Raw genomic sequence first — 18,243 nt, 5'->3', positions numbered from 1 at the left:
TCGGTGATGATCAGCGGAATCGGCCAACGAGCCGCACCAACCACTGGTGCCTGAGCTCGATCCATACGGCGCGAGCAGACGCGACAACGTCGCCGCGCTCGTCGAGGAGTGCACTGGCCGTCTGGGCGGATCGACCGTGCTGTTCGATGGTCCACCCGACCGCAACGAGCCGTTCACCGAGGAACACGTCACGGTTCCGGTGAGCTGTCAAAGTGCCGAGTAGACCGAGCCGACGGTCGCGCAAAAACGTCGCCGGGTAGCTGGGGCAGTCGAGAGCACCCCAGACGGCTGCCGGATGGACGACGCCGTCGGTGGCGTCCCGTTCATGTGGCGCGAAGGGGGCCGCGAGCACGTCGCTTCGGTTCACCAGCGGCCCTGGCGTCACCCCCAGTCCGTCCCGACGCGCAGCCCCGCACACCACGCAATCCGACAACAAGTGGCGTGCACCCTGGAGGGGACTAGCGGCACGTGCCGCCTCAGCGTCAGCGAAACTGGGCACCACGGGAGGCATCATCGTGAACGGATCGACTCGTCTGACCTCCGCGACGACCTGGTCGTGCGAGTCGGTGACCGAGGCTGTGATCCCGTCGACATCGATCTCCACCTCCAGCGGGTTGTCGAGGGGAATCGGCCGGATGAGCCGGACGCTCGCTGTGCCGCCCAGCGTCTCGGCGATCGTGCCGCTGGCGAATCCGCCGTTGGCGCTGTCGGGTGGGCCGTTGAGGCGAGCGTCGATACGCAGCGTGTTGGTCGTTGTTTTCATACCGCTACCTAACTGCGGCGGGCCCACTGGCCTCATCCCCGGAACCGGCCAACCTTGTATGGCCCGATCCGGCCACCCGGACGGGCTGCGGACGCGGAGTCGGCTGAGACGACGACGCTTGACATCGGGCATCCGCTTTCTACAATCCGGTTATGACGGCGCACGAGCAGGTTGTACGGCACACTCAGGTCGGTGACCGTACGGTGGCCTGGTGTTCCGTCGGTTCCGGAACGCCACTGGTGATCGGTGGCTGGTGGGCCAGCCACTTGGCGCTGAATTGGGACGATCCCGCGTTCCAGAAGTTCGTGCATGCCCTCGCTCGCCGGCACACCGTCATCCGCTACGACCGGCCCGGCACCGGCCTGTCCGATCGCGACGGGCCGCCTCCGGCCAGTCTCGACGATGAGCTGGCGGCCCTGGCCGGTCTGCTCGAGAGCATCGACCATCCTCGACTCTCCCTGCTAGGTGCTTCTGCAGGATCCGCGGTCGCCTCGGCCTACGCCGCCCAGCATCCTGAGCGTGTGGACCGATTGGTGCTCTACGGCAGCTATCCACGCGGTGAGGACATCGCCTCTGAGTCTGCGCGGGAGCTGATGGTGTCGATGGTCGAAGACCAATGGGGGCTCGGCGCGCGAGTCCTGGCGGACGTGTTCCTCCCGAACGCGACAGCCAATGACCGGGAACAGTTCGCTCGGTTCCAGCGACGGTCCGCCTCACCTGAAGCAGCGTCGAAGGCGCTGCGCGAGGTGTATGAGATGGACTCGACCGCGTACCTGTCGCGCGTGCGTGTACCGACACTGGTGCTGCACCGACGAGGCGACCGGGCCATCCCGTTTGCGCTCGGCCGCGAGGTGGCCGACACGGTGCCCGGTGCGACGTTCGTCGAACTGGACGGCGAGGACCATTTCCCCTGGTTAGGCGATAGTCGCGCCGTCGTCGATGCGATCGAACGCTTCCTCGGCGGGCTGCCGCAGCGCTCACCGGCCGAACAGCGCACTCCAGTAGCTCTCACGGCGCGTGAGCGCGAAGTGCTGACGCTGGTCGCCCAAGGTCTGACCGACGCTCAGATCGCCGACCGGTTGGTCCTCAGCGCACACACGGTCCACCGGCACGTCGCCAACGCGCGCACCAAACTCGGCGTCCCATCTCGCGCCGCCGCAGCGGCCTGGGTGCTGACCCACCCGCGTTGAATTCGCCAGCGGCCGTCTCGTGTCCGTTGCGCGTGGATGCCGCGTATGGCTGGCACCAACGCATCCGGAGTCGGGGCGTGACTGCGGGGTCAACGCTGTCTAGCATGGTGCGGACCGACACAAAGGGAGTCAGCGATGAATAAGATCACGCCCCACCTGTGGTTCGACAACCAGGCGCAGGAAGCCGCCGAACTCTACTGTTCGGTGTTCGACGGTTCGAAGATTCTAGACACGAGCGTGTACCCGGAAGGGTCGCCGTCGCCGGGGACCGTGCTCTCGGTGCGCGTCAACATCGCCGGGCAGGAGGCCATCTTCCTGAACGCCGGCCCGCAGTTCAAGCTCGACGAGGCGTTCAGCTTCTTCGTGGACTGCGAGGACCAAGACGAGGTCGACCGCTACTGGAACGCTCTCACCGCTGACGGCGGCGAGGAGAGCATGTGCGGCTGGCTGAAAGACAAGTACGGCGTCTCCTGGCAGATCGTCCCATCGGTGCTAGAGAAGCTGCTCACCGATTCGAATTCCGCCAAGGCGAGTGCCGCCATGCAGTCGATGCTGCAGATGCGCAAACTGGACATCGCCGAGCTCCAGCGCGCTTTCGACACGGCGTGAGTCATGAGACTGCGCTGCATGAGCGAGCCTCCAACGGCGTCCGCGACCGTCTGGAAGCTCCGGGCGCTCGCGCTCATCGCGTCGGCAGCGGTTCTGATCGCAGGTTCGTACGTCTGGGGCGGCTACCGCTACATCAACGACATGGTGGGCAGCGACCTCCTGGTCGCTTTCGGTCTGGCTTCCGACGTGTTGGCGGTGGTCTTCACCGTTCTCGGCGTGATCTGCGGCAGGAGAGCTATAGCCGCAACGGCCCACGAGCGGGGTGATGCCAGCGCCGTTGCCGTCGTATTCCTCCTCGTCGGGGTGTTCGTCGGTACAGCCGTGACGATGTTCCTGCCGATCCTCCCGCTGATGTTCCTTCCACTGGCGGGAACGGTGTTTGTCGTCATCTGGGCGCGGCCGCCGGCCGTTGCAGCCAAACCATCCTCGCTAGCCGGTCGGATGCTGATGGCGACGCCGTTTGCGCTCGCAACGTTCGCGGTGGTGGTCATCGGCCACCAGCACATCACCGTCTGGAATCCGCTGGCGAAGGTGCCGAGCCTGACGCTGGACCAGATCTACGCGGAGATGCGTGCCGCCGGCGAAGGGAGCACCAGTGGCGTGATGGTCAACGGCTGGGCAGCCCTGTGCCTGTTCGCTGCGCTCGCGCTTCTCGTCGCGTGCGGGCTGCCACGGTTTGCGCATGCTCTCGACCGGCGGCGGATCGCGGTGATCGGCCTCTTCATCGTGGGGTTCGCTGCCATCTTCTCCGTCACGGCGAGCTTCGGAATGGGCATGTCGCTCGCTGATACCTTCGCGACGAGCGGCGCCGACGCGATAGCGACCGGTCAGGCGATCACGATACTCGGCCGGCTGGCTATCTGCGCCGCGATGCTGGTCGCGTTCCTTCCCGCACAAGGAGTACAAAGTTCCACTAGGAAGCCTGACGTGCCAGTCGTGATCTAGGTCGGCCCAAACCAAGAGGCCAGGTGGGGTCGCGGTTCACGGCCGTCGCGCGCAGGCAGATGGGCCCCCGGCGGATGCCGGAGGCCCATTCACCTACTGGGGTTACGGGCGGCCCTGCTCCGATCCGACTTCTCCCCGAACCTCGACACCGACTTCCACTCCGGCTTCGGTTCCGGCGCCCCCGACGCCGACGCCCCCGCGGATCTCGGCCCCGATCTTGCGGGCGTCTTCGGCGAGTTTGAGCGCTTCTTCCATCTTCGACTCTGCAGACTGGCGGGCCTCGTCAGCGAGCTTGAGGGCTTCATCGCGCGTGTCTGCTGCTGCCTGGCGAGCCTCTTCAGCCAGCTTGAGGGCTTCTTCCTGCTTCTCCGCTGCGGCCTGGCGGGCCTCCTCCGCGCGCTTCAGCGCCTCTTCCAGCTCAAGTTCTGCGACTTCGCGCACTTCCTCGCCGCGGCCGTCTTCCTCACGCACTTCGCCGGAGCGGTCGAACGGGGTCACCGCCGTGACCACCTGGTCGAAGACCTCCTGCGCCGGGGCCGGCAGTACCTCGGCTGCGCCGGCGCCGACGACGCCGACGGCGGCTGCCGTCGCTCCAACACTGATCTTCGCGGCCAAGCTCAGGCCGGCAATCCATCCAAACAATTTCGATCTCCTTACTAGGAGCGTGGGTCTCCGCCATGCGGTTGCCCTCGCGTTACGTGTCTTCTTCGCCAGAGCTTTCTCTGGCGAAGTCGAGATCCGTGGTGCTGGGGGAGCATCCAGGAGAGCCGCCAGCTCTGCCGATGGCAAGGGAGGCGCCTCAAAGGAGGCAGACCGAAAGTCGTCAAGGGCAGCGACCAGGACCTCAAGGTCCGGCCGCTTCTCTGGCGCGCGCCCACTGAGAATCGCCGCGGCGTCCTCGGTGGATATCGACTGCTTCCTCATCTCACACCTTGCTATCGTTCGAGTCCGCGAAAAGGGTACGGGTAGCTCCAACCTTTTTCCGAAGCCGTTCAAGGCCCCGCCGTTGCAGTGCTTTGACCGCTCCCGGTCGCTTGCCTAGAAGTTCGGCAATCTGCTCCACCGTCAGATCAGCGATGATGCGCAGCACGAGCACGTCGCGCTGGTCGGGTGGCAGCCCATCCAGCAGGGCTCGAGCATCGTCATTTCCGATTCGCTCCATCGCCTGGCTTTCAGCGCTGCTGGTCGCGCGCGCGTCTGACTCCTCCGACCACTCAACGTGGAGGCCCCGACTCGATCTCTTCCGAAGTTCGTCGACGAGTCGGCGGTGCGCGATCGTGAACACGAAGGCGCGGAACTGTTCCTCATCTCCCTCGAAATCCGCCAGCTGGGCGAAGACGGTAAGGAAGACCTCACTCGTCAGATCGTCGGGCTCGAGCGAGCCGCGTGCGCGCAGATATGCGGCGACTTTCGGGGAGTACTCCGTCCAGATGATGCGGTTCGCCCACTGCCCGCCGGCCTGCGCAGCCGTCAGCACCTCTGAAAACATGGAGCCTTCCCACTCGGGCGAACCAGGGCGGAAGCACCATAACAAAGTCGCAGACGCCTTCCCCTGACAACGAGGTGAACGCTCACGTCGCCGAATTGCGGTGCCCACGAGCAGCCTGGAGGCTCAGGATCCGCCAGTGGTCGTAGTCTGAATCGGTGTTCGGCATCCGGAAGCGACCCAGGGACCCGGATGCTCCGCGCCTGTCCCGTGATGTCGTCGTCCTCGCGATCATCGCGTTCTTCGTCATGGTCGGGTTCGGGGTCGTCATCCCTGTGCTGCCCGTGTACGTCCGCAGCTTCGATGTCGGCTACGCCGAGGTAGGCGCGGTCGTCTCGGCGTTCGCGCTCATGCGGTTGGTCGGCAGCACCTTCACCGGCCGGCTGGTCGACTGGCTGGGGGAGCGGGTCATCCTCACCGCGGGCATCGTCATCGTCGCGGTGTCGAGCGCCCTCGTGGGGCTGGCGCAGAGCTTCGGCGAGGTCCTCATCCTGCGAGGTGCGGGCGGTATCGGCTCTGCGATGTTCACCATCGCGGCGATGTCGCTGCTGCTCGCGACAACCGCACCGTCCATGCGCGGCCGCGCCGTCGGTTTCTATCAGGGCGGGTTCCTGCTCGGCGGGATGGCCGGCCCGGCGATCGGCGGCCTCCTCGCAACGATCTCGCTGCGCGCGCCCTTCTTCTTCTACGCAGCGATGCTCCTGGTCGCCGGCGTCATCGGCCTGATCCTGCTCCGGTCGCCGTCGCGGCACAGTCGCGACCAGCAGCATCCGGATGCCTCGATCATCCCGTTCCGCGTGGTGCTCGCCGATCGGAGGTTCCAGGCCGCGTGCGTCGCCGCCCTTGCGGTCGGCTGGGCGACCTTCGGGGTGCGGTCCGCGCTCGTGCCCATCCTCGTGGTCGAAGCGCTCGGACGCACCGAGCTCTGGACCGGCGTCGCCTTCGCGATCGCCGCGGTCGCCCAGACGCTGGCACTCGCACCCGCCGGCTACTACGTCGACAAGGTCGGCCGCCGCCCCGCCATCATCGGCTCATTCGCGGTTGCCGCCGTCTCCATGCTCGCGATGGCGTTCGTCACCGACATCTGGCTCCTGATCGCGCTGTTGTGCGTCTACGGGGTGGCATCCGCATTCATGGGGACCGCTCCCGCTGCGGCTGTCGGCGACGCGGCCGGCGCGCGCAGCGGCCAGCCGGTCGCGGTGTTCTCGGCGGTGTCCGACCTCGGTGCGGTTATCGGGCCGATCGTCGCAGGGCTGCTGCTCGACGCATACTCGTACCCGGCGGCGTTCGGGTCGGCGTTCGTGCTTCTGCTGCTCGCATCCGTTGTCGCCCTCCGGATGCCGCGGTTCGAGTCAGCGCGCGAGCGCGCCTGAGGGTCAGGCCAGCGGGAGTCGCATCAGGATCCGGGGGATGCCGCCGGAGACCGAATCGGTGTCCGCGGCCTTGGTGAAGCCGGCGCGTTCGAACATCGCGCGCGTGCCGACGAAGGCCATGGTCTGGTCGACGCGCTGGTCGCCGTTGTCGACCGGATAGCCCTCGATCGCCGGCGCCCCGGATGCTCGCGCATACTCGATCGCGCCGTCGATGAGCGCGCGCGTCACACCCTGCTTGCGGAACCCCGGCCGCACCCGGATGCACCACAGCGTCCACACGGGGAGGTCGTCGACGTGCGGGATCTTCTTCGAGTTCGCGAACGGGTGCAGGTCGGACCGCGGCGCGACCCCCGCCCATCCGGCCACCTCGCCGTCCACGAACGCGAGCACCCCCGGCGCCCGCTCGAGCGCGCACAGCTCGCGCACCTTGTCGGCCCGAGCCGTTCCGGTCAGCGACCGGTTCTCCTTGGAACTGAGGCGCCAGGACAGGCACCAGCACACCGACGACTCCGGGTTCTTCGACGCGAACATGGTCGCCATGTCATCGAAGTTGTGTGCTGGCCGCACCTCGATCGTCGCCACCGTGACCTCCATCAATCAACTGCCATCGTGCCACGCGGGACTGACGGTGGAGGATCGACCGTCGGCGGTTCGGTGTGTACTGGGGAGATGAGCGCAGGCTTCCGCGGGTTATGGTTCAGCACCGGCGCCGCCAATCTCGGTGACGGCATCGCGCTTTTCCTGCTGCCACTGCTCGCGATCGCGGTCGCCGCCAGCGACGCCGAGGTCGCCCTGGTGACGACCGCGGCGACCCTCGCCTGGCCGCTGTTCGGGCTGCACGGCGGCTGGATCGTCGACCGGGTGAACCGGTCGGTGCTGCTGCTGTCAGTCAACGGCACGCGCGGGGCGATGTTCGCGGTCGTCGCGTTCCTCCAGGTCCGGGGCGAGTTGACGGTGCCGCTCATCCTCGCCGCGGCGGTCATCTACGGCGTCTGTGAGGTGCTGGCCGACACCACCCTGACCTCGCTGGTGCCCGCGCTCGTCGACATCCGTCAGCGCGATGGTGCCAACGCGCGGATCGAAGCGACGATCAACTTCTCGAACCAACTGCTCGGCCCGCCCCTCGCCGGACTCATTGCCGGCATCAGCCTGGGCCTCGCCTCGACCAGTTCGGCTGCGCTCTACCTCCTCGCTCTTGCCGGGCTGCCGTTCGTGGCAGCCGCGCTCCGACGGCGGCCACGGCCGCCACGCGGGTCGGTGGACCGCCGGCTGCGCACCGGGCTCGTCTACCTGTGGCGGCACCCGTTGCTCCGGCCGATCACGATCTTCACCGGCCTGATGAACCTCGTCTGGTCGGCGTGGGGTGCCGTGTTCGTCCTCTACGCGCTCGGCGACGAGCACCTCGACCTCGACGCGGCCGGCTACGGGCTGATCCTCGCTGGCATGGCGGCGGGCGGGCTCGCCGCATCCGTGCTCGTACCGGCCCTCGCTCGCAGGTTCCGGATGCCTCCGCTCCTGTTCCTTGACACGGTCACCACGATCCTGCTGGTCGCTCCGGCAGCTCTCGGCGCCAACGTCTGGGTGACGGCAGCCGGCGTGGTGCTGGCCGGGGCAGGCTCCAGCATCTGGCGCATCCTGGTGGCGACCATCCGGCAGAACCACACGCCGGAGCCGCTGCTCGGCAGGGTCTATTCGGCGTCCCGCGTTGTGAGCTGGGGAGCGTTGCCGGTGGGCTCGGCGCTCGCGAGCGCGGTGGTCGGGCTGTGGGGACTGACGGCGGTGTTCGCCGCGGCATCCGTGGTGGCCGTGATCGTGGCGATCTGGTTCGCCTTCGTTGTCTGGCGACTCGATTTCGAGCCGAACACCCTAGCCCAAAAGTAACGATTCACTAACCCGACCTTCGTCAAACACTGTTGTTGCTCAACAATGTGGACTACTGTCAAGAGCGCAGTTGCAGTATTCGCAGATCTTGAATGACAGCGCCTTACCTACGGGGCCGGCGCTGAACCTTCGGGAGAGTAGATGAACACCGCGACGAGCGGCTCCGAAGTCCGGGGTCGCCCAAGCAGACTCCTGAAGGAGAAAACAAAATGGCAGTAGGCACCGTCAAGTGGTTCAACGCGGAAAAGGGCTTCGGATTCATCGCCCCTGAGGACGGAAGTCCTGACGTGTTCGCCCACTATTCGGCAATCTCGGGCAACGGCTACCGTTCGCTCGACGAGAACCAGCGCGTCGAGTTCGACCTCGCGCAGGGCCCCAAGGGCCCGCAGGCGGAGAACATCCGCCCGATGTAATCGAGCAATCGGACCGGCCCTCGCCTCGCGGCGGGGGCCGGTTTTCGTTTGCCCGCTCGCAGGAAGAGAAGCGTGTCCCTGACGGTTAGAGTCAATGGCCACGACAAGGATGGAACACATGACCGACACCCAGACCGCCGCTCCAGAAGAACTCCACGCCGCCTATCGCGCGCGGCGTGAGCAGGTCGTTGTGCAGCCGCTCGGCAACCTCGCGCTCGTGAACACGCAGTGGGTGGATACTGAGCAGCCCATCTGGGGCGTCCCCGGAACCTGGGCGCCGCTGCCTGCTGGGGAGTCGGGCCTGAGGGTCACGGCGACCGCAGCCGACAACATCCGGGTCGACGGCGAACTGGTCGACGGGGAGGCAATCGTTGCGGGTAAGGATGCCGAGAAGCCGGGCGAGATCGACTTCGGCGGCGGCGTGCAGGGCTTTGTCATCGCGGGCGCGGAGGGGGCGTACGCGCTGCGCGTGTGGGATTCGAACTCTGAGGCCATCCAGAACTTCGGCGGTATCGACACCTTCGACTACGACCCCGACTGGGTGGTTCAGGCAAAATTCATGCCGCTGCCCGGCGCGACGCTGCCCTTCGAGCATGTCAAGGACGAGGGCAAGACCCGCGAGCTGGAGATGCCCGGCGAGATCAGCTTCGAGAAGGACGGCGTCGAGTACCGCCTCGCCGCGATCAAGTCCGGTCGTGCGCTGCAGATCGTGTTCGCCGACTCGACCAGCGGTGACAGCACCTACAGCGTCGGCCGGTTCCTCTTCGTCGCTCCGGATGCCGAGGGCAACGTCGTGCTGGACTTCAACCGCGCGGTGCTGCCGCCCTGCGCGTTCTCGTACGCGTTCAACTGCCCGCTGCCGCCGAAGCAGAACCGGTTCAGCGTCGCCATCGAGGCCGGCGAGAAGAACGTACTCGCCAAGGACGGCTCCCTCCTGCACTGACCCGGACTTAACCCGTTTCAAGGAGTTTCGGCTCCGGGCAGCCGAAAACCTCCTCGATTCAACGCGGATGAGCCGGTACTTCCTTCAAATGGGTCACGTCGACGCAGAGTCGGATGCTCACGGCAGACTGTAGGCGTGCATCTGGTCCTCCGCGCCGAAGGTGATGACGTCGTCATCACGCCCGTCGGGCGCGACGGCTCCGCCGACGGCGAGGTCATCGAGGTCCCGCGGGAGGCGTTTCCAGCTGAGGTCGCGCGGCTCGAGTCGCAGCGGCCCCGCTGGGTCTGGGACGACACAACGACCTGGTACCCGGCGCTCATCGCGGCCGGTGTCCGAGTGGAGCGTTGCGTCGACCTGCGGCTGTCGCACGCCATCCTGCGGAACTCGGAGTTGACCGCGGCGTCCGAACTCGCTCGCGGGGATCTCACCGGCTGGGATCAGCCGGCATCCGAAATGCAAGCCGACGACGGGCTGTTCTCGCTCGAGGAGGCCGAGCTGCTGGATCCGATCGCCGAGTTCGCCCTTCAGCATCAGGCTCTCGAGTCGGCCACTGAGCCGGCTCGGCTGCGGTTGTTGCTGGCCGCCGAGTCGGCTGGCGCATTGGTCGCCGCCGAAATGCAGCACGCCGGTCTGCCCTGGGTCGCTGAGGTGCACGAGCGATTGCTGGAAGATGCGCTCGGACCGAGACCGGTCGCCGGGGAGCAGCCGGCGAAGCTTGCCGCCGTTGGACAACGGGTCCGTGATGCGATCGACGCACCGAGGGTGAACCTCGACTCACAGCACGAGCTGCTCAAGGCGTTGCAGCACGCCGGACTGCAAGTCGAGTCGACCCGCCAGTGGGACATCATGGAGCTGAAGCATCCGGTCGCTGCACCGCTGCTCGAATACAAGAAGCTGTCCCGGCTGTTCAGCGCGAACGGCTGGCACTGGCTTGACCAGAACGTGTGCGACGGCCGGTTCCATCCCGACTACGTCGTCGGCGGGGTGGTCACCGGCCGGTGGGCGTCCAAGGGTGGCGGCGGGGCGCTCCAGCTGCCGAAACAGGTGCGGCAGGCGGTGGTGGCGGATGCCGGATGGCGGCTCGTCGTTGCCGACGCCTCCCAGCTCGAGCCGCGCATCCTCGCGGCGATGTCCGGCGATGCAAAGATGGCCAAGGCCGGCCAGGCGATCGACATGTACCAGGCGATCGTCGATTCTGGCGCGGTCGCGACCCGGGACCAGGCGAAGGTCGCGATGCTCGGCGCGATGTACGGGGCGACCACGGGGGAGAGCGGCCGGCTGATGCCCGGCCTGACTCGGGCCTATCCGCAGGCGATCGGGCTGGTCGAGTCGGCGGCCCGGGCGGGAGAACGGGGCGAGTCAGTGACCACCTGGCTCGGTCGCAGCTCGCCGAAGCCGGGAGCCGAGTGGCGCGAAGCGCAGTCGCGCGCTTCGTCGGAGGATGCGACAGAGTCCGACGTGCGCAGGGCGCGCGGCGACGCACGGTCGTGGGGGCGCTTCACCCGCAACTTCGTCGTGCAGGGGACGGCCGCCGAATGGGCGATGGCGTGGATGGCGTCGCTGCGGCTCAAGTTGTGGGCGATCGGCGGCTCGGCCTGGCTGACGGATGCGCCGCACCTCGTGTTCTTCCTGCATGACGAGATCGTCGTGCACACGCCCGAAGAGCACACCGAGGCAGTGGTGAACGCAATCCGCGATTCGGCAGCCGATGCCAGTCGCCTGCTGTTCGGCTCGACTCCGGTCGACTTCCCGCTGGCTATCGCGCCGGTCACCACCTACGCCGACGCGAAGTGAGCCGCGTGCGCCCTGCCCAACCGACGCGCGACGCGCCGAGAGGAAGAAAATCACACGGTTGTGATTACGAGCGTGTATAGGCAATAATGCAGGGAGAACTTCATATTCAGCACGTTTCTGTTCCACCAGGTCGATGGGGAAGTCGCACCTAACGGAATGGAGTAATCGTGGCTGTTGCACAAGCACGGGGAGTGCTCTACGTACACTCCTCGCCGAAAGCGCTTTGCCCGCACATCGAGTGGGCTGCTGGTCGTGCCCTCGAGCGCGCCGTGAACTTCAACTGGGCTGGGCAGCCCGTGCTCAAGGGCGCCATGCGTGCCGAGTACTACTGGGAGGGTCCGCAGGGAACCGGCGCTCGCCTCGCCTCCGCGCTTCGCGGCTGGGAGCACCTGCGCTATGAGGTGACCGAGGACCCAGGCCTGGGCGCGGATGGCGGTCGCTGGCTGCACACGCCCGACCTGGGCATCTTCTACGCGCAGACGGACAGCGCCGGCAACGTCGTGATTCCGGAGGATCGCGTGAGGTACGCGATGGAGGTCGCCGGTTCGGATGCGTTCGAATTGCACCGCGAACTGCGCCTCGCGCTCGGTCAGGCGTGGGATGACGAGCTGGAGCCGTTCCGCCACGCCTCGGACGACAACCAGGTGGTCTGGCTGCACAAGGTGGGCTGACCAGCGCGCTGCTCCGGTGATCGAGCCTGTCGAGATCCCAGGGTCTCGACGAGCTCGGCCTCCGGTAGCGCTAGCGCTTGGCGGCCACGTAGGCGATCAGGATGCGCGACACGTAGGTCTGCGCGCTGAACTCCGCCGCATCGGTTGCCGCATTCTTCGACATCCGAACCAAGATGGACGGGTCCTTGGTGAGCTTCACGAGCGCATCCGCGAACCCGGCCGGGTCCGCGCTGTGCGCCAGGTAGCCCGCGCCCTGCAGCCCTTCCTTGAGCTTCGGGTCGGCGTACAGTACGCCACGATCTCGGCTGACCGCCTCGGCGATCGTCATCGGCTGGTTGTCAAACCCCAGGGAGGACAGCACGACCGCGCTGGACTCGTCCATCAGCTCGAGCACCCGGTCGTGGGGCAGCGCGCCGTGCACCCGGACCTCCGGCCGATCGCCGACCAGGCGCTTCAGCGCCGGCAGTTCGGTGCCGTCACCGACGAAGTCGACGCTGAATCCACCGCCCGTGCGCTCCAGCGCGTCGAGGGCGCCCTGCGCGAACTCCAGCGGCCGCTTGACCGTGTCGCAGCGCGCCACCCACAGGAATCGGGGCTCAGCAACCTCACCGAGCGGTCGCGACGGCGCAGGCGAGGTCGTGACCGGGTTAGGCACGACCCGCACCGGCCCGGCGACTCCCGCCGACTGCAGGTCCTTCGCCTGATGCGCGGACGGCGACACCACGACATCCGCGCGCTTCGCCATTGAGAGGGTCAGGTTGCGCAGCAGGTTGTCGACCGGTCGCGGCGTGAACGGCTGCCGCGGAATCTCCCACCGGATGACCCGGCGCAGCAGGCCGCGGATGAGCGGCTCGAGCGGGGCGTGCCAGCCCCCATCGCTCGCCCAGTAGAAGGTGTGCACGGTGTGCACCACGGGGATGCCCATCCGAGCAGCCACGGTCGCGGCCGCGTGAGCGAGGCCGAACTCGGTCTGCACGTGCACGACATCGATCTTGTGCTCCCGCAGGAACTCCTCGAGGACCTTGGTCGTGCGCGGGTTGTTGGGGATCACCGGCAACTGAACGCCGGGCAGGGTGAAGCTCGGCTTCACCTGCAAGCCGTCATCCGTCCGGCGGTATCGGCCACCAGGTCCGCCACGCACCGCGCTGACCATCACGACGTGGTGGCCGGCAGCCTGCAGCGCGAGCCGCTGCTCACGCATCGAGGTCTGCGCCCCTCCGACGAAATCCGGGAAGTAGTCGCTGACGATCGCTATACGCAAAGAGTCGCCTAGACGCTGCGGAACGCGATGACAGCGTTGTGACCGCCGAAACCGAACGAGTTGCTGAGGGCTAGCAGGTCACCATCCGGAAACTGACGCGGTTCGGTCACCACATCGAGCGGAATCTCGGGGTCCTGCTCGGTGAGGTTGATCGTCGGCGGCAGGATGCGGTTGTGCAGTGCGAGGATCGTGAAGACCGCCTCGATGGCTCCGGCGCCACCGAGCAGGTGCCCGGTTGAGGCCTTCGTCGCCGACACTGCGATGTTCGGCAGGTTGTCGCCGAACACGCGCAGGAGCGCCTTGTACTCGGCGATGTCGCCGGTGGGCGTGCTCGTCGCGTGGGCGTTGATGTGCCCGACCTGCTCCCGCGTGGCCCCGGACAGCTCGATCGCGCGGATCATCGCGCGAGCCGCAGCCGACCCCTCCGGGTCCGGCGCGGTGATGTGGTACGCGTCGCTGGTGACGGCGCCCCCAGCGAGCTCGGCGTAGATCTTCGCACCGCGCGCCTTGGCGTGCTCCTCGGTCTCCAGGACGATCGCGGCCGCGCCCTCACCGAGCACGAAACCGTCACGCGTGACGTCGTACGGGCGGGATGCGGTTGCGGGGGAGTCGTTGCGCTTCGACAGCGCCTGCATGTTCGCGAATGCCGCGATCGGCAGCGGGTGGATGGCGGCCTCGGAGCCGCCGGCGATGACGACATCCGCCAGTCCCGCCTGAAGGTGCTCGTACGCGTTGGCGATCGCCTCGGTGCTGGATGCACAAGCAGAGACGACGGTACGGATGCCAGCGCGAGCGTGCAGGTCCATTCCGATCGCCGCTCCGGGCCCGTTCGGCATGAGCATCGGCACGGTCATAGGGAGAACCCGTCGCGGGCCCTTCTCGCGCAGGGTGTCCCACGCGTCGAGAAGCGTCCAGACCCCGCCGATACCAGTCGACCAGTCGATGGCGAGCCGCTCGGGCGCGACCTCGGGCGCACCGGCATCCGCCCATGCCTCACGTCCGGCGATGAGGGCGAATTGGCTGCCAGGGTCGAGGCGCTTCAGCTCGACGCGTTCGAGCACGTCACCGGCAGCAACCTTGGCCTGCGCGGCGAACGTCACGGGGAGTTGGAGGTCGGCGACCCACTCCTGTTCGAGGGTGCTGGCACCGGATTCGCCGGCGAGCAGTGCCTTCCACGAGTCTGTGACGGTGCCGCCGAGGGGTGAGGCGGCGCCGAGACCGGTGACGACGATCTTTTTGGGAGTCATGGCATCTCTCTGCTGGGTAGGTCGGGATGCACGGATACGGCCAGCCGTCTTATCGACGGCTGGCCGTCCGAATGTGCGTGCGTGCCCTAGTTCTGCGCTGCGACGATGAAGTTGACCGCGTCGGCGACGGTCTTCAGGTTCTTGACCTCGTCATCCGGGATCTTCACGTCGAACTTCTCCTCGGCGTTGACGACGATCGTCATCATCGAGATCGAGTCGATGTCGAGGTCGTCGGTGAACGACTTGTCCATCTCGACCGTGTCGGTCGCGATGCCGGTTTCGTCGTTGATCAGCTCGGCGAGGCCGGCAAGTACTTCTTCGGTGGACAATGCCATTGTGATTCTCCTTGGGTGTTGATGACCGGGGACAAGTTTAGGGCAGGACGACAACCTGAGCGCCGTAAACGAGGCCCGCGCCGAAACCGATCTGCAGGGCAAGGCCGCCGCTCAACTCCGGGTGCTCCTTCAGCAGTCGGTGGGTGGCAAGCGGGATCGAGGCGGCGGAGGTGTTGCCGGTCGTCTCGATGTCGCGCGCGATGATGACGCTCTCCGGCAGTTTCAGCTGCTTGGCGAACTCGTCGATGATGCGCATGTTGGCCTGATGCGGGATGAAGGCGGCGAGGTCGGATGCTTCGATCCCGGCCTCGTCAAGCGCCTGCTTGGCGACCTTGGCCATGTCCCACACCGCCCAGCGGAAGACGGTCTGGCCCTCCTGGCGCAGTGTCGGCCAGTTGGCGTCGCCGTCGCGGTAGTCGATCAGGGTGGAGTTCATGGTGACCGCGTGAGCCTTCGAGCCGTCAGAGCCCCAGACCGCGGGGGAGATGGCCGGGAAGTCTGAGGGGCCGATCACGGCCGCGCCCGCGCCGTCGCCGAGGAGGAAGGAGATCGAGCGGTCGGTGGGGTCGACGACATCCGACAGCTTCTCGGCGCCGATCACCAGCGCGTAGTGCGCTGCTCCGGCCCGGATGAGGGCATCCGCCTGTGCGACAGCGTAGGAGTAGCCGGCGCACGCCGCGTTGGAGTCGTAGGCGGCGGCAGGGTTGGCGCCGACGCGGTCGGCGACGACGGCGGCCATCGACGGCGTCTGCTGCACGTTGCTGATGGTGGCGATGATCACCAGGTCGATCTGGTCGGCGGGCACGCCAGAGACCTCGATGGCCTCCTTGGCAGCATCGGTCGCCAGGTCGATGGCGAGCAGGCCTTCGGATGCGCGCGTGCGGGTGATGATGCCGGTGCGCTGGCGGATCCACTCGTCGCTCGAGTCGATCGGCCCGATGAGCTCCTCATTCGGGACGATCCGGTCGCCGCGCGCGGCTCCGAAGCCGTAGATGCGCGTGTACTGGGGGCCGGTGGACTGCTTCAGGGTGGGGCTCATGCCATCTCAATCATGTTCAGTGCGGCGGGCAGGTCATCTGGGGTCTTCACCGCGACGGTGGGGACACCCTTGAGCCCGCGCTTCGCGAGCCCGACCAGGGCGCCAGCCGGTGCGACCTCGATAATGCCGGTCACGCCATCTGCGGCGAATGTCTCCATCGTCCTGTCCCAGCGTACGGGCGACTGCACCTGCCCGACCAGCAGGTTCAGGAACTCGGCACCGTCTGTGATGAGGCCTCCGTCGCGGTTGGTCCAGATCGGTCGGGTCGGGTTGCTGGCCTCTATGCCGGCCGCTGCCTGCTCCAGGCGCTGCACTGCCGGCGACATATGCCGCGTGTGGAATGCACCGGCGACCTGGAGTGGGATGACCCGCGCGCCCTGCGGCGGTTCTGCCTTCAGCCGCTCGAGAGCGTCGAGTTCGCCGGCGACCACGACCTGCCCGCCGCCGTTGAAGTTGGCGGCCTGCAGCCCGAGGTCGTCGAGGCGCTCCTGGAGTGCGGTCTCATCGGCGCCGATGACCGCGCTCATGCCGGTGGGAGTGAGCGAGGCGGCTTCCGCCATGGCGGCCCCGCGCTCGGCGACCAGTGCGATCGCATCCGTCTCGCTCAGGATGCCTGCGGCGGCGGCCGCGGTGAACTCGCCGACCGAGTGGCCGGCGACGCCGATGCCGTCGCCGCGTCCGTCGAGCAGCGTGCGGAGGGTGAGGAGGCCCGCCGCGACGATCAGCGGCTGCGCGATGGCGGTGTCGCGGATGGTTTCGGCGTCGGACTCGGTGCCGTGCTTGGCCAGGTCGATGCCGGATGCTTCGGACAGGGTCGCCAGATGCTCGGCGTAGCCCGGCTGCTCGAGCCAAGGCTGGAGGAATCCGGGAGTCTGGGAGCCCTGGCCGGGGCAGACGATGACGATCACTGTTTTAGTATTCCAATCCGCTTTCGATTTCCTCTGTCGAGACCCGACCAACAATATCCGGAACCCTTGTGCGTGCCCGCTAATCGGCTACGGTCCGCCGACACGGCACCATGCCTGAAACGGCGCCACCCACTTGTTGTGCAGGAGAGGGCACTACGGGCGGCCAGCCTGCGGGGAGTGCGGTCAGCGGCGGCGGGGGGTGTCGTGCTCGGCGATCGAGCCGACAATGAGTGCCGCCTGCAGGATGAGCGACTCCCGCGCACCGGTCGCGTCGTAGCCGATCACCTCGGACACGCGCTTCAGCCGGTACCGCACGGTGTTGGGGTGCACGAACAGCTCGCGCGCCGTCGCCTCGAGCGAGCGGCCGTTGTCGAGGTAGCTCCACAGCGTCGACAGCAGCTCGGTCGAGTGAGCCTGCAGCGGCCGGTAGATCCGCGTGATGAGCGTCGCGCGCGCCAGCGGGTCGCCCGCGAGCGCTCGCTCGGGCAGCAGATCATCGGCGAGAGTCGGTCGCGGCGCATTCCGCCACGACCGGGCGACCGCGAATCCGGCCAGCGCGGCCTTCGCGCTCTTCGACGCATCGACCAGGCTGGGCACCTCGTGACCAAGCACCAGGAAGCCGTCGCCGAACCCGGGTTCGAGCTCCATCGCGATGTCGAGGAACGGTTTCGGGGGAGCGGTGCCCTCGTCCTCGTTAACGGATGCCGGCTGCGCCCGCCCGATCACCAGCACGAGCCGCGAACCCTGCACGCCGATCAGCACATCAGCGTCCTGGTGCCGCGCGGTGCGCCGCAGCATGTCGACGTCGAGCATCTTCGGTGCGGTGCCGACCAGCACCGACACCTCTCCATGTCCGTGCCAGCCGAGCGCCGCGATGCGGGACGGCAGCTCGTCGTCGTACTCGCCGCTCAGGATGCTGTCGACGACCAGCGCCTCGAGCCGGGCGTCCCAGAGCCCGCGCGCCTCAGCGGCCCGCGCGTAGACATCCGCCGCCCCGAAGGCGATCTCCCGCGAGTACAGCAGGATCGCCTCGCGCAGCGACTCATCACGCCCTTTAACCCGCTCCTCGACCACCTCGACGGTGACCTTGATGAGCTGCAGCGTCTGGGTGAGGCTCACCGAGCGCAGCAGTTCACGCGGCGCAGCGCCGAACACGTCGGCGGCGATCCACGGCGTCGAGCTCGGATCGTCGTACCACTGCATGAACGAGGTGATGCCCGCCTGGGCGACGAGTCCGACAGCGGACCGTCGCCCCGGCGGCATCTCGCGATACCAGGGCAGCGTGTCGTCGAGGCGCTTCAGGGTCGCAGTGGCCAGCTCGCCTGACACTGTTTTCAACCAGGCGAGGGTCTGCTTCTTCGTCGCGGCCTCAGGCATGAGCGGCG

The 18,243-nt window shown here is 67.4% G+C and carries 19 protein-coding genes; 9 read left to right on the top strand and 10 right to left on the bottom strand.

Going from position 1 to position 18,243, the window contains the following annotated elements:
• Positions 1 to 10: 10 nt before the first annotated feature.
• Positions 11 to 763, bottom strand: a complete 753-nt coding sequence (locus HGK58_RS10170) for a hypothetical protein (RefSeq protein WP_168627462.1) — start codon at positions 761 to 763, stop codon at positions 11 to 13.
• 152 nt (positions 764 to 915) lie between these two features.
• Between HGK58_RS10170 and HGK58_RS10165 the strand changes: the two genes are divergently transcribed.
• From HGK58_RS10165 to HGK58_RS10155, 3 genes are all read left to right on the top strand, one after another.
• Positions 916 to 1,953 carry an alpha/beta fold hydrolase gene (locus HGK58_RS10165; protein ID WP_168627461.1) on the top strand — a complete coding sequence of 346 codons (1,038 nt, stop codon included), beginning with the start codon at positions 916 to 918 and terminating at the stop codon, positions 1,951 to 1,953.
• 135 nt (positions 1,954 to 2,088) lie between these two features.
• A complete protein-coding gene (locus HGK58_RS10160; protein ID WP_168627460.1) occupies positions 2,089 to 2,562 on the top strand; it encodes a VOC family protein in 474 nt (157 codons plus the stop codon).
• Positions 2,563 to 2,580: 18 nt separating this feature from the next.
• Complete coding sequence (locus tag HGK58_RS10155) at positions 2,581 to 3,507, top strand: hypothetical protein (RefSeq protein ID WP_168627459.1); 927 nt, start codon at positions 2,581 to 2,583, stop codon at positions 3,505 to 3,507.
• A 102-nt stretch (positions 3,508 to 3,609) separates the two neighbouring features.
• On the opposite strand, the gene HGK58_RS10150 is transcribed toward HGK58_RS10155, so the two are convergent.
• Together HGK58_RS10150 and HGK58_RS10145 are read right to left on the bottom strand one after the other, a co-directional pair.
• Positions 3,610 to 4,122: a hypothetical protein gene (locus tag HGK58_RS10150; RefSeq protein WP_168627458.1), complete on the bottom strand. Its 513-nt coding sequence runs from the start codon at positions 4,120 to 4,122 to the stop codon at positions 3,610 to 3,612.
• Between the two features lie 310 nt (positions 4,123 to 4,432).
• Positions 4,433 to 4,996: a sigma-70 family RNA polymerase sigma factor gene (locus tag HGK58_RS10145; RefSeq protein WP_168627457.1), complete on the bottom strand. Its 564-nt coding sequence runs from the start codon at positions 4,994 to 4,996 to the stop codon at positions 4,433 to 4,435.
• A gap of 155 nt (positions 4,997 to 5,151) precedes the next feature.
• On the opposite strand from HGK58_RS10145, the gene HGK58_RS10140 reads away from it, so the two are divergent.
• Positions 5,152 to 6,366, top strand: a complete 1,215-nt coding sequence (locus HGK58_RS10140; protein WP_349236195.1) for an MFS transporter — start codon at positions 5,152 to 5,154, stop codon at positions 6,364 to 6,366.
• Positions 6,367 to 6,369: 3 nt separating this feature from the next.
• Here HGK58_RS10140 and HGK58_RS10135 read toward each other — a convergent pair whose 3' ends face one another.
• Positions 6,370 to 6,906 carry a GNAT family N-acetyltransferase gene (locus HGK58_RS10135; protein WP_227412089.1) on the bottom strand — a complete coding sequence of 179 codons (537 nt, stop codon included), beginning with the start codon at positions 6,904 to 6,906 and terminating at the stop codon, positions 6,370 to 6,372.
• A gap of 69 nt (positions 6,907 to 6,975) precedes the next feature.
• Between HGK58_RS10135 and HGK58_RS10130 the strand changes: the two genes are divergently transcribed.
• From HGK58_RS10130 to HGK58_RS10110, 5 genes are all read left to right on the top strand, one after another.
• Positions 6,976 to 8,247, top strand: a complete 1,272-nt coding sequence (locus tag HGK58_RS10130; RefSeq protein WP_168627455.1) for an MFS transporter — start codon at positions 6,976 to 6,978, stop codon at positions 8,245 to 8,247.
• Positions 8,248 to 8,456: 209 nt separating this feature from the next.
• Positions 8,457 to 8,660 carry a cold-shock protein gene (locus HGK58_RS10125; protein WP_168627454.1) on the top strand — a complete coding sequence of 68 codons (204 nt, stop codon included), beginning with the start codon at positions 8,457 to 8,459 and terminating at the stop codon, positions 8,658 to 8,660.
• A 118-nt stretch (positions 8,661 to 8,778) separates the two neighbouring features.
• Positions 8,779 to 9,603 (top strand): DUF1684 domain-containing protein, encoded by an 825-nt coding sequence (locus tag HGK58_RS10120; RefSeq protein WP_168627453.1) that lies wholly within the window; start codon positions 8,779 to 8,781, stop codon positions 9,601 to 9,603.
• A 135-nt stretch (positions 9,604 to 9,738) separates the two neighbouring features.
• Positions 9,739 to 11,397 carry a bifunctional 3'-5' exonuclease/DNA polymerase gene (locus HGK58_RS10115; RefSeq protein WP_168627452.1) on the top strand — a complete coding sequence of 553 codons (1,659 nt, stop codon included), beginning with the start codon at positions 9,739 to 9,741 and terminating at the stop codon, positions 11,395 to 11,397.
• A 167-nt stretch (positions 11,398 to 11,564) separates the two neighbouring features.
• Positions 11,565 to 12,068 carry a DUF3145 domain-containing protein gene (locus HGK58_RS10110; RefSeq protein WP_349236194.1) on the top strand — a complete coding sequence of 168 codons (504 nt, stop codon included), beginning with the start codon at positions 11,565 to 11,567 and terminating at the stop codon, positions 12,066 to 12,068.
• Between the two features lie 70 nt (positions 12,069 to 12,138).
• Here the strand turns inward: HGK58_RS10110 and HGK58_RS10105 are convergent, their stop codons facing one another.
• The 6 genes from HGK58_RS10105 to HGK58_RS10080 form a co-directional block, all read right to left on the bottom strand.
• The gene (locus tag HGK58_RS10105; protein WP_168627451.1) at positions 12,139 to 13,329 is read right to left on the bottom strand and encodes a glycosyltransferase family 4 protein; all 1,191 of its coding nucleotides are present in this window, start codon (positions 13,327 to 13,329) and stop codon (positions 12,139 to 12,141) included.
• An 8-nt stretch (positions 13,330 to 13,337) separates the two neighbouring features.
• The gene (locus HGK58_RS10100) at positions 13,338 to 14,576 is read right to left on the bottom strand and encodes a beta-ketoacyl-[acyl-carrier-protein] synthase family protein (RefSeq protein WP_168627450.1); all 1,239 of its coding nucleotides are present in this window, start codon (positions 14,574 to 14,576) and stop codon (positions 13,338 to 13,340) included.
• An 86-nt stretch (positions 14,577 to 14,662) separates the two neighbouring features.
• Positions 14,663 to 14,911, bottom strand: a complete 249-nt coding sequence (locus HGK58_RS10095; RefSeq protein ID WP_168627449.1) for an acyl carrier protein — start codon at positions 14,909 to 14,911, stop codon at positions 14,663 to 14,665.
• 37 nt (positions 14,912 to 14,948) lie between these two features.
• Entirely contained in the window at positions 14,949 to 15,950 is a 1,002-nt protein-coding gene (locus tag HGK58_RS10090; RefSeq protein ID WP_168627448.1) for a beta-ketoacyl-ACP synthase III, read from the bottom strand.
• A complete protein-coding gene (locus HGK58_RS10085; protein ID WP_168627447.1) occupies positions 15,947 to 16,858 on the bottom strand; it encodes an ACP S-malonyltransferase in 912 nt (303 codons plus the stop codon). The genes HGK58_RS10090 and HGK58_RS10085 overlap by 4 nt, the downstream gene beginning before the upstream one ends.
• Before the next feature lie 183 nt (positions 16,859 to 17,041).
• Entirely contained in the window at positions 17,042 to 18,235 is a 1,194-nt protein-coding gene (locus HGK58_RS10080) for a helix-turn-helix domain-containing protein (protein ID WP_168627446.1), read from the bottom strand.
• Positions 18,236 to 18,243: the final 8 nt, after the last annotated feature.

Origin of the sequence: Cryobacterium sp. BB307 (assembly GCF_012274275.1) — a bacterium.
Lineage (GTDB): Bacteria > Actinomycetota > Actinomycetes > Actinomycetales > Microbacteriaceae > Terrimesophilobacter.
The sequence above is the reverse complement of the archived record's forward strand: the minus strand, read 5'-3'. Positions and strand labels throughout refer to the sequence as shown.

Excerpts from the sequence above, each read along its gene's own strand:
- HGK58_RS10155 (WP_168627459.1), top strand. The coding sequence starts at position 2,581 with ATGAGCGAGCCTCCAACGGCGTCCGCGACCGTCTGGAAGCTCCGGGCG.
- HGK58_RS10165 (WP_168627461.1), top strand. The coding sequence starts at position 916 with ATGACGGCGCACGAGCAGGTTGTACGGCACACTCAGGTCGGTGACCGT.
- HGK58_RS10135 (WP_227412089.1), bottom strand. The coding sequence starts at position 6,906 with ATGGCGACCATGTTCGCGTCGAAGAACCCGGAGTCGTCGGTGTGCTGG.
- HGK58_RS10080 (WP_168627446.1), bottom strand. The coding sequence starts at position 18,235 with ATGCCTGAGGCCGCGACGAAGAAGCAGACCCTCGCCTGGTTGAAAACA.
- HGK58_RS10095 (WP_168627449.1), bottom strand. The coding sequence starts at position 14,911 with ATGGCATTGTCCACCGAAGAAGTACTTGCCGGCCTCGCCGAGCTGATC.
- HGK58_RS10120 (WP_168627453.1), top strand. The coding sequence starts at position 8,779 with ATGACCGACACCCAGACCGCCGCTCCAGAAGAACTCCACGCCGCCTAT.
- HGK58_RS10160 (WP_168627460.1), top strand. The coding sequence starts at position 2,089 with ATGAATAAGATCACGCCCCACCTGTGGTTCGACAACCAGGCGCAGGAA.
- HGK58_RS10170 (WP_168627462.1), bottom strand. The coding sequence starts at position 763 with ATGAAAACAACGACCAACACGCTGCGTATCGACGCTCGCCTCAACGGC.
- HGK58_RS10125 (WP_168627454.1), top strand. The coding sequence starts at position 8,457 with ATGGCAGTAGGCACCGTCAAGTGGTTCAACGCGGAAAAGGGCTTCGGA.
- HGK58_RS10145 (WP_168627457.1), bottom strand. The coding sequence starts at position 4,996 with ATGTTTTCAGAGGTGCTGACGGCTGCGCAGGCCGGCGGGCAGTGGGCG.
- HGK58_RS10100 (WP_168627450.1), bottom strand. The coding sequence starts at position 14,576 with ATGACTCCCAAAAAGATCGTCGTCACCGGTCTCGGCGCCGCCTCACCC.
- HGK58_RS10090 (WP_168627448.1), bottom strand. The coding sequence starts at position 15,950 with ATGAGCCCCACCCTGAAGCAGTCCACCGGCCCCCAGTACACGCGCATC.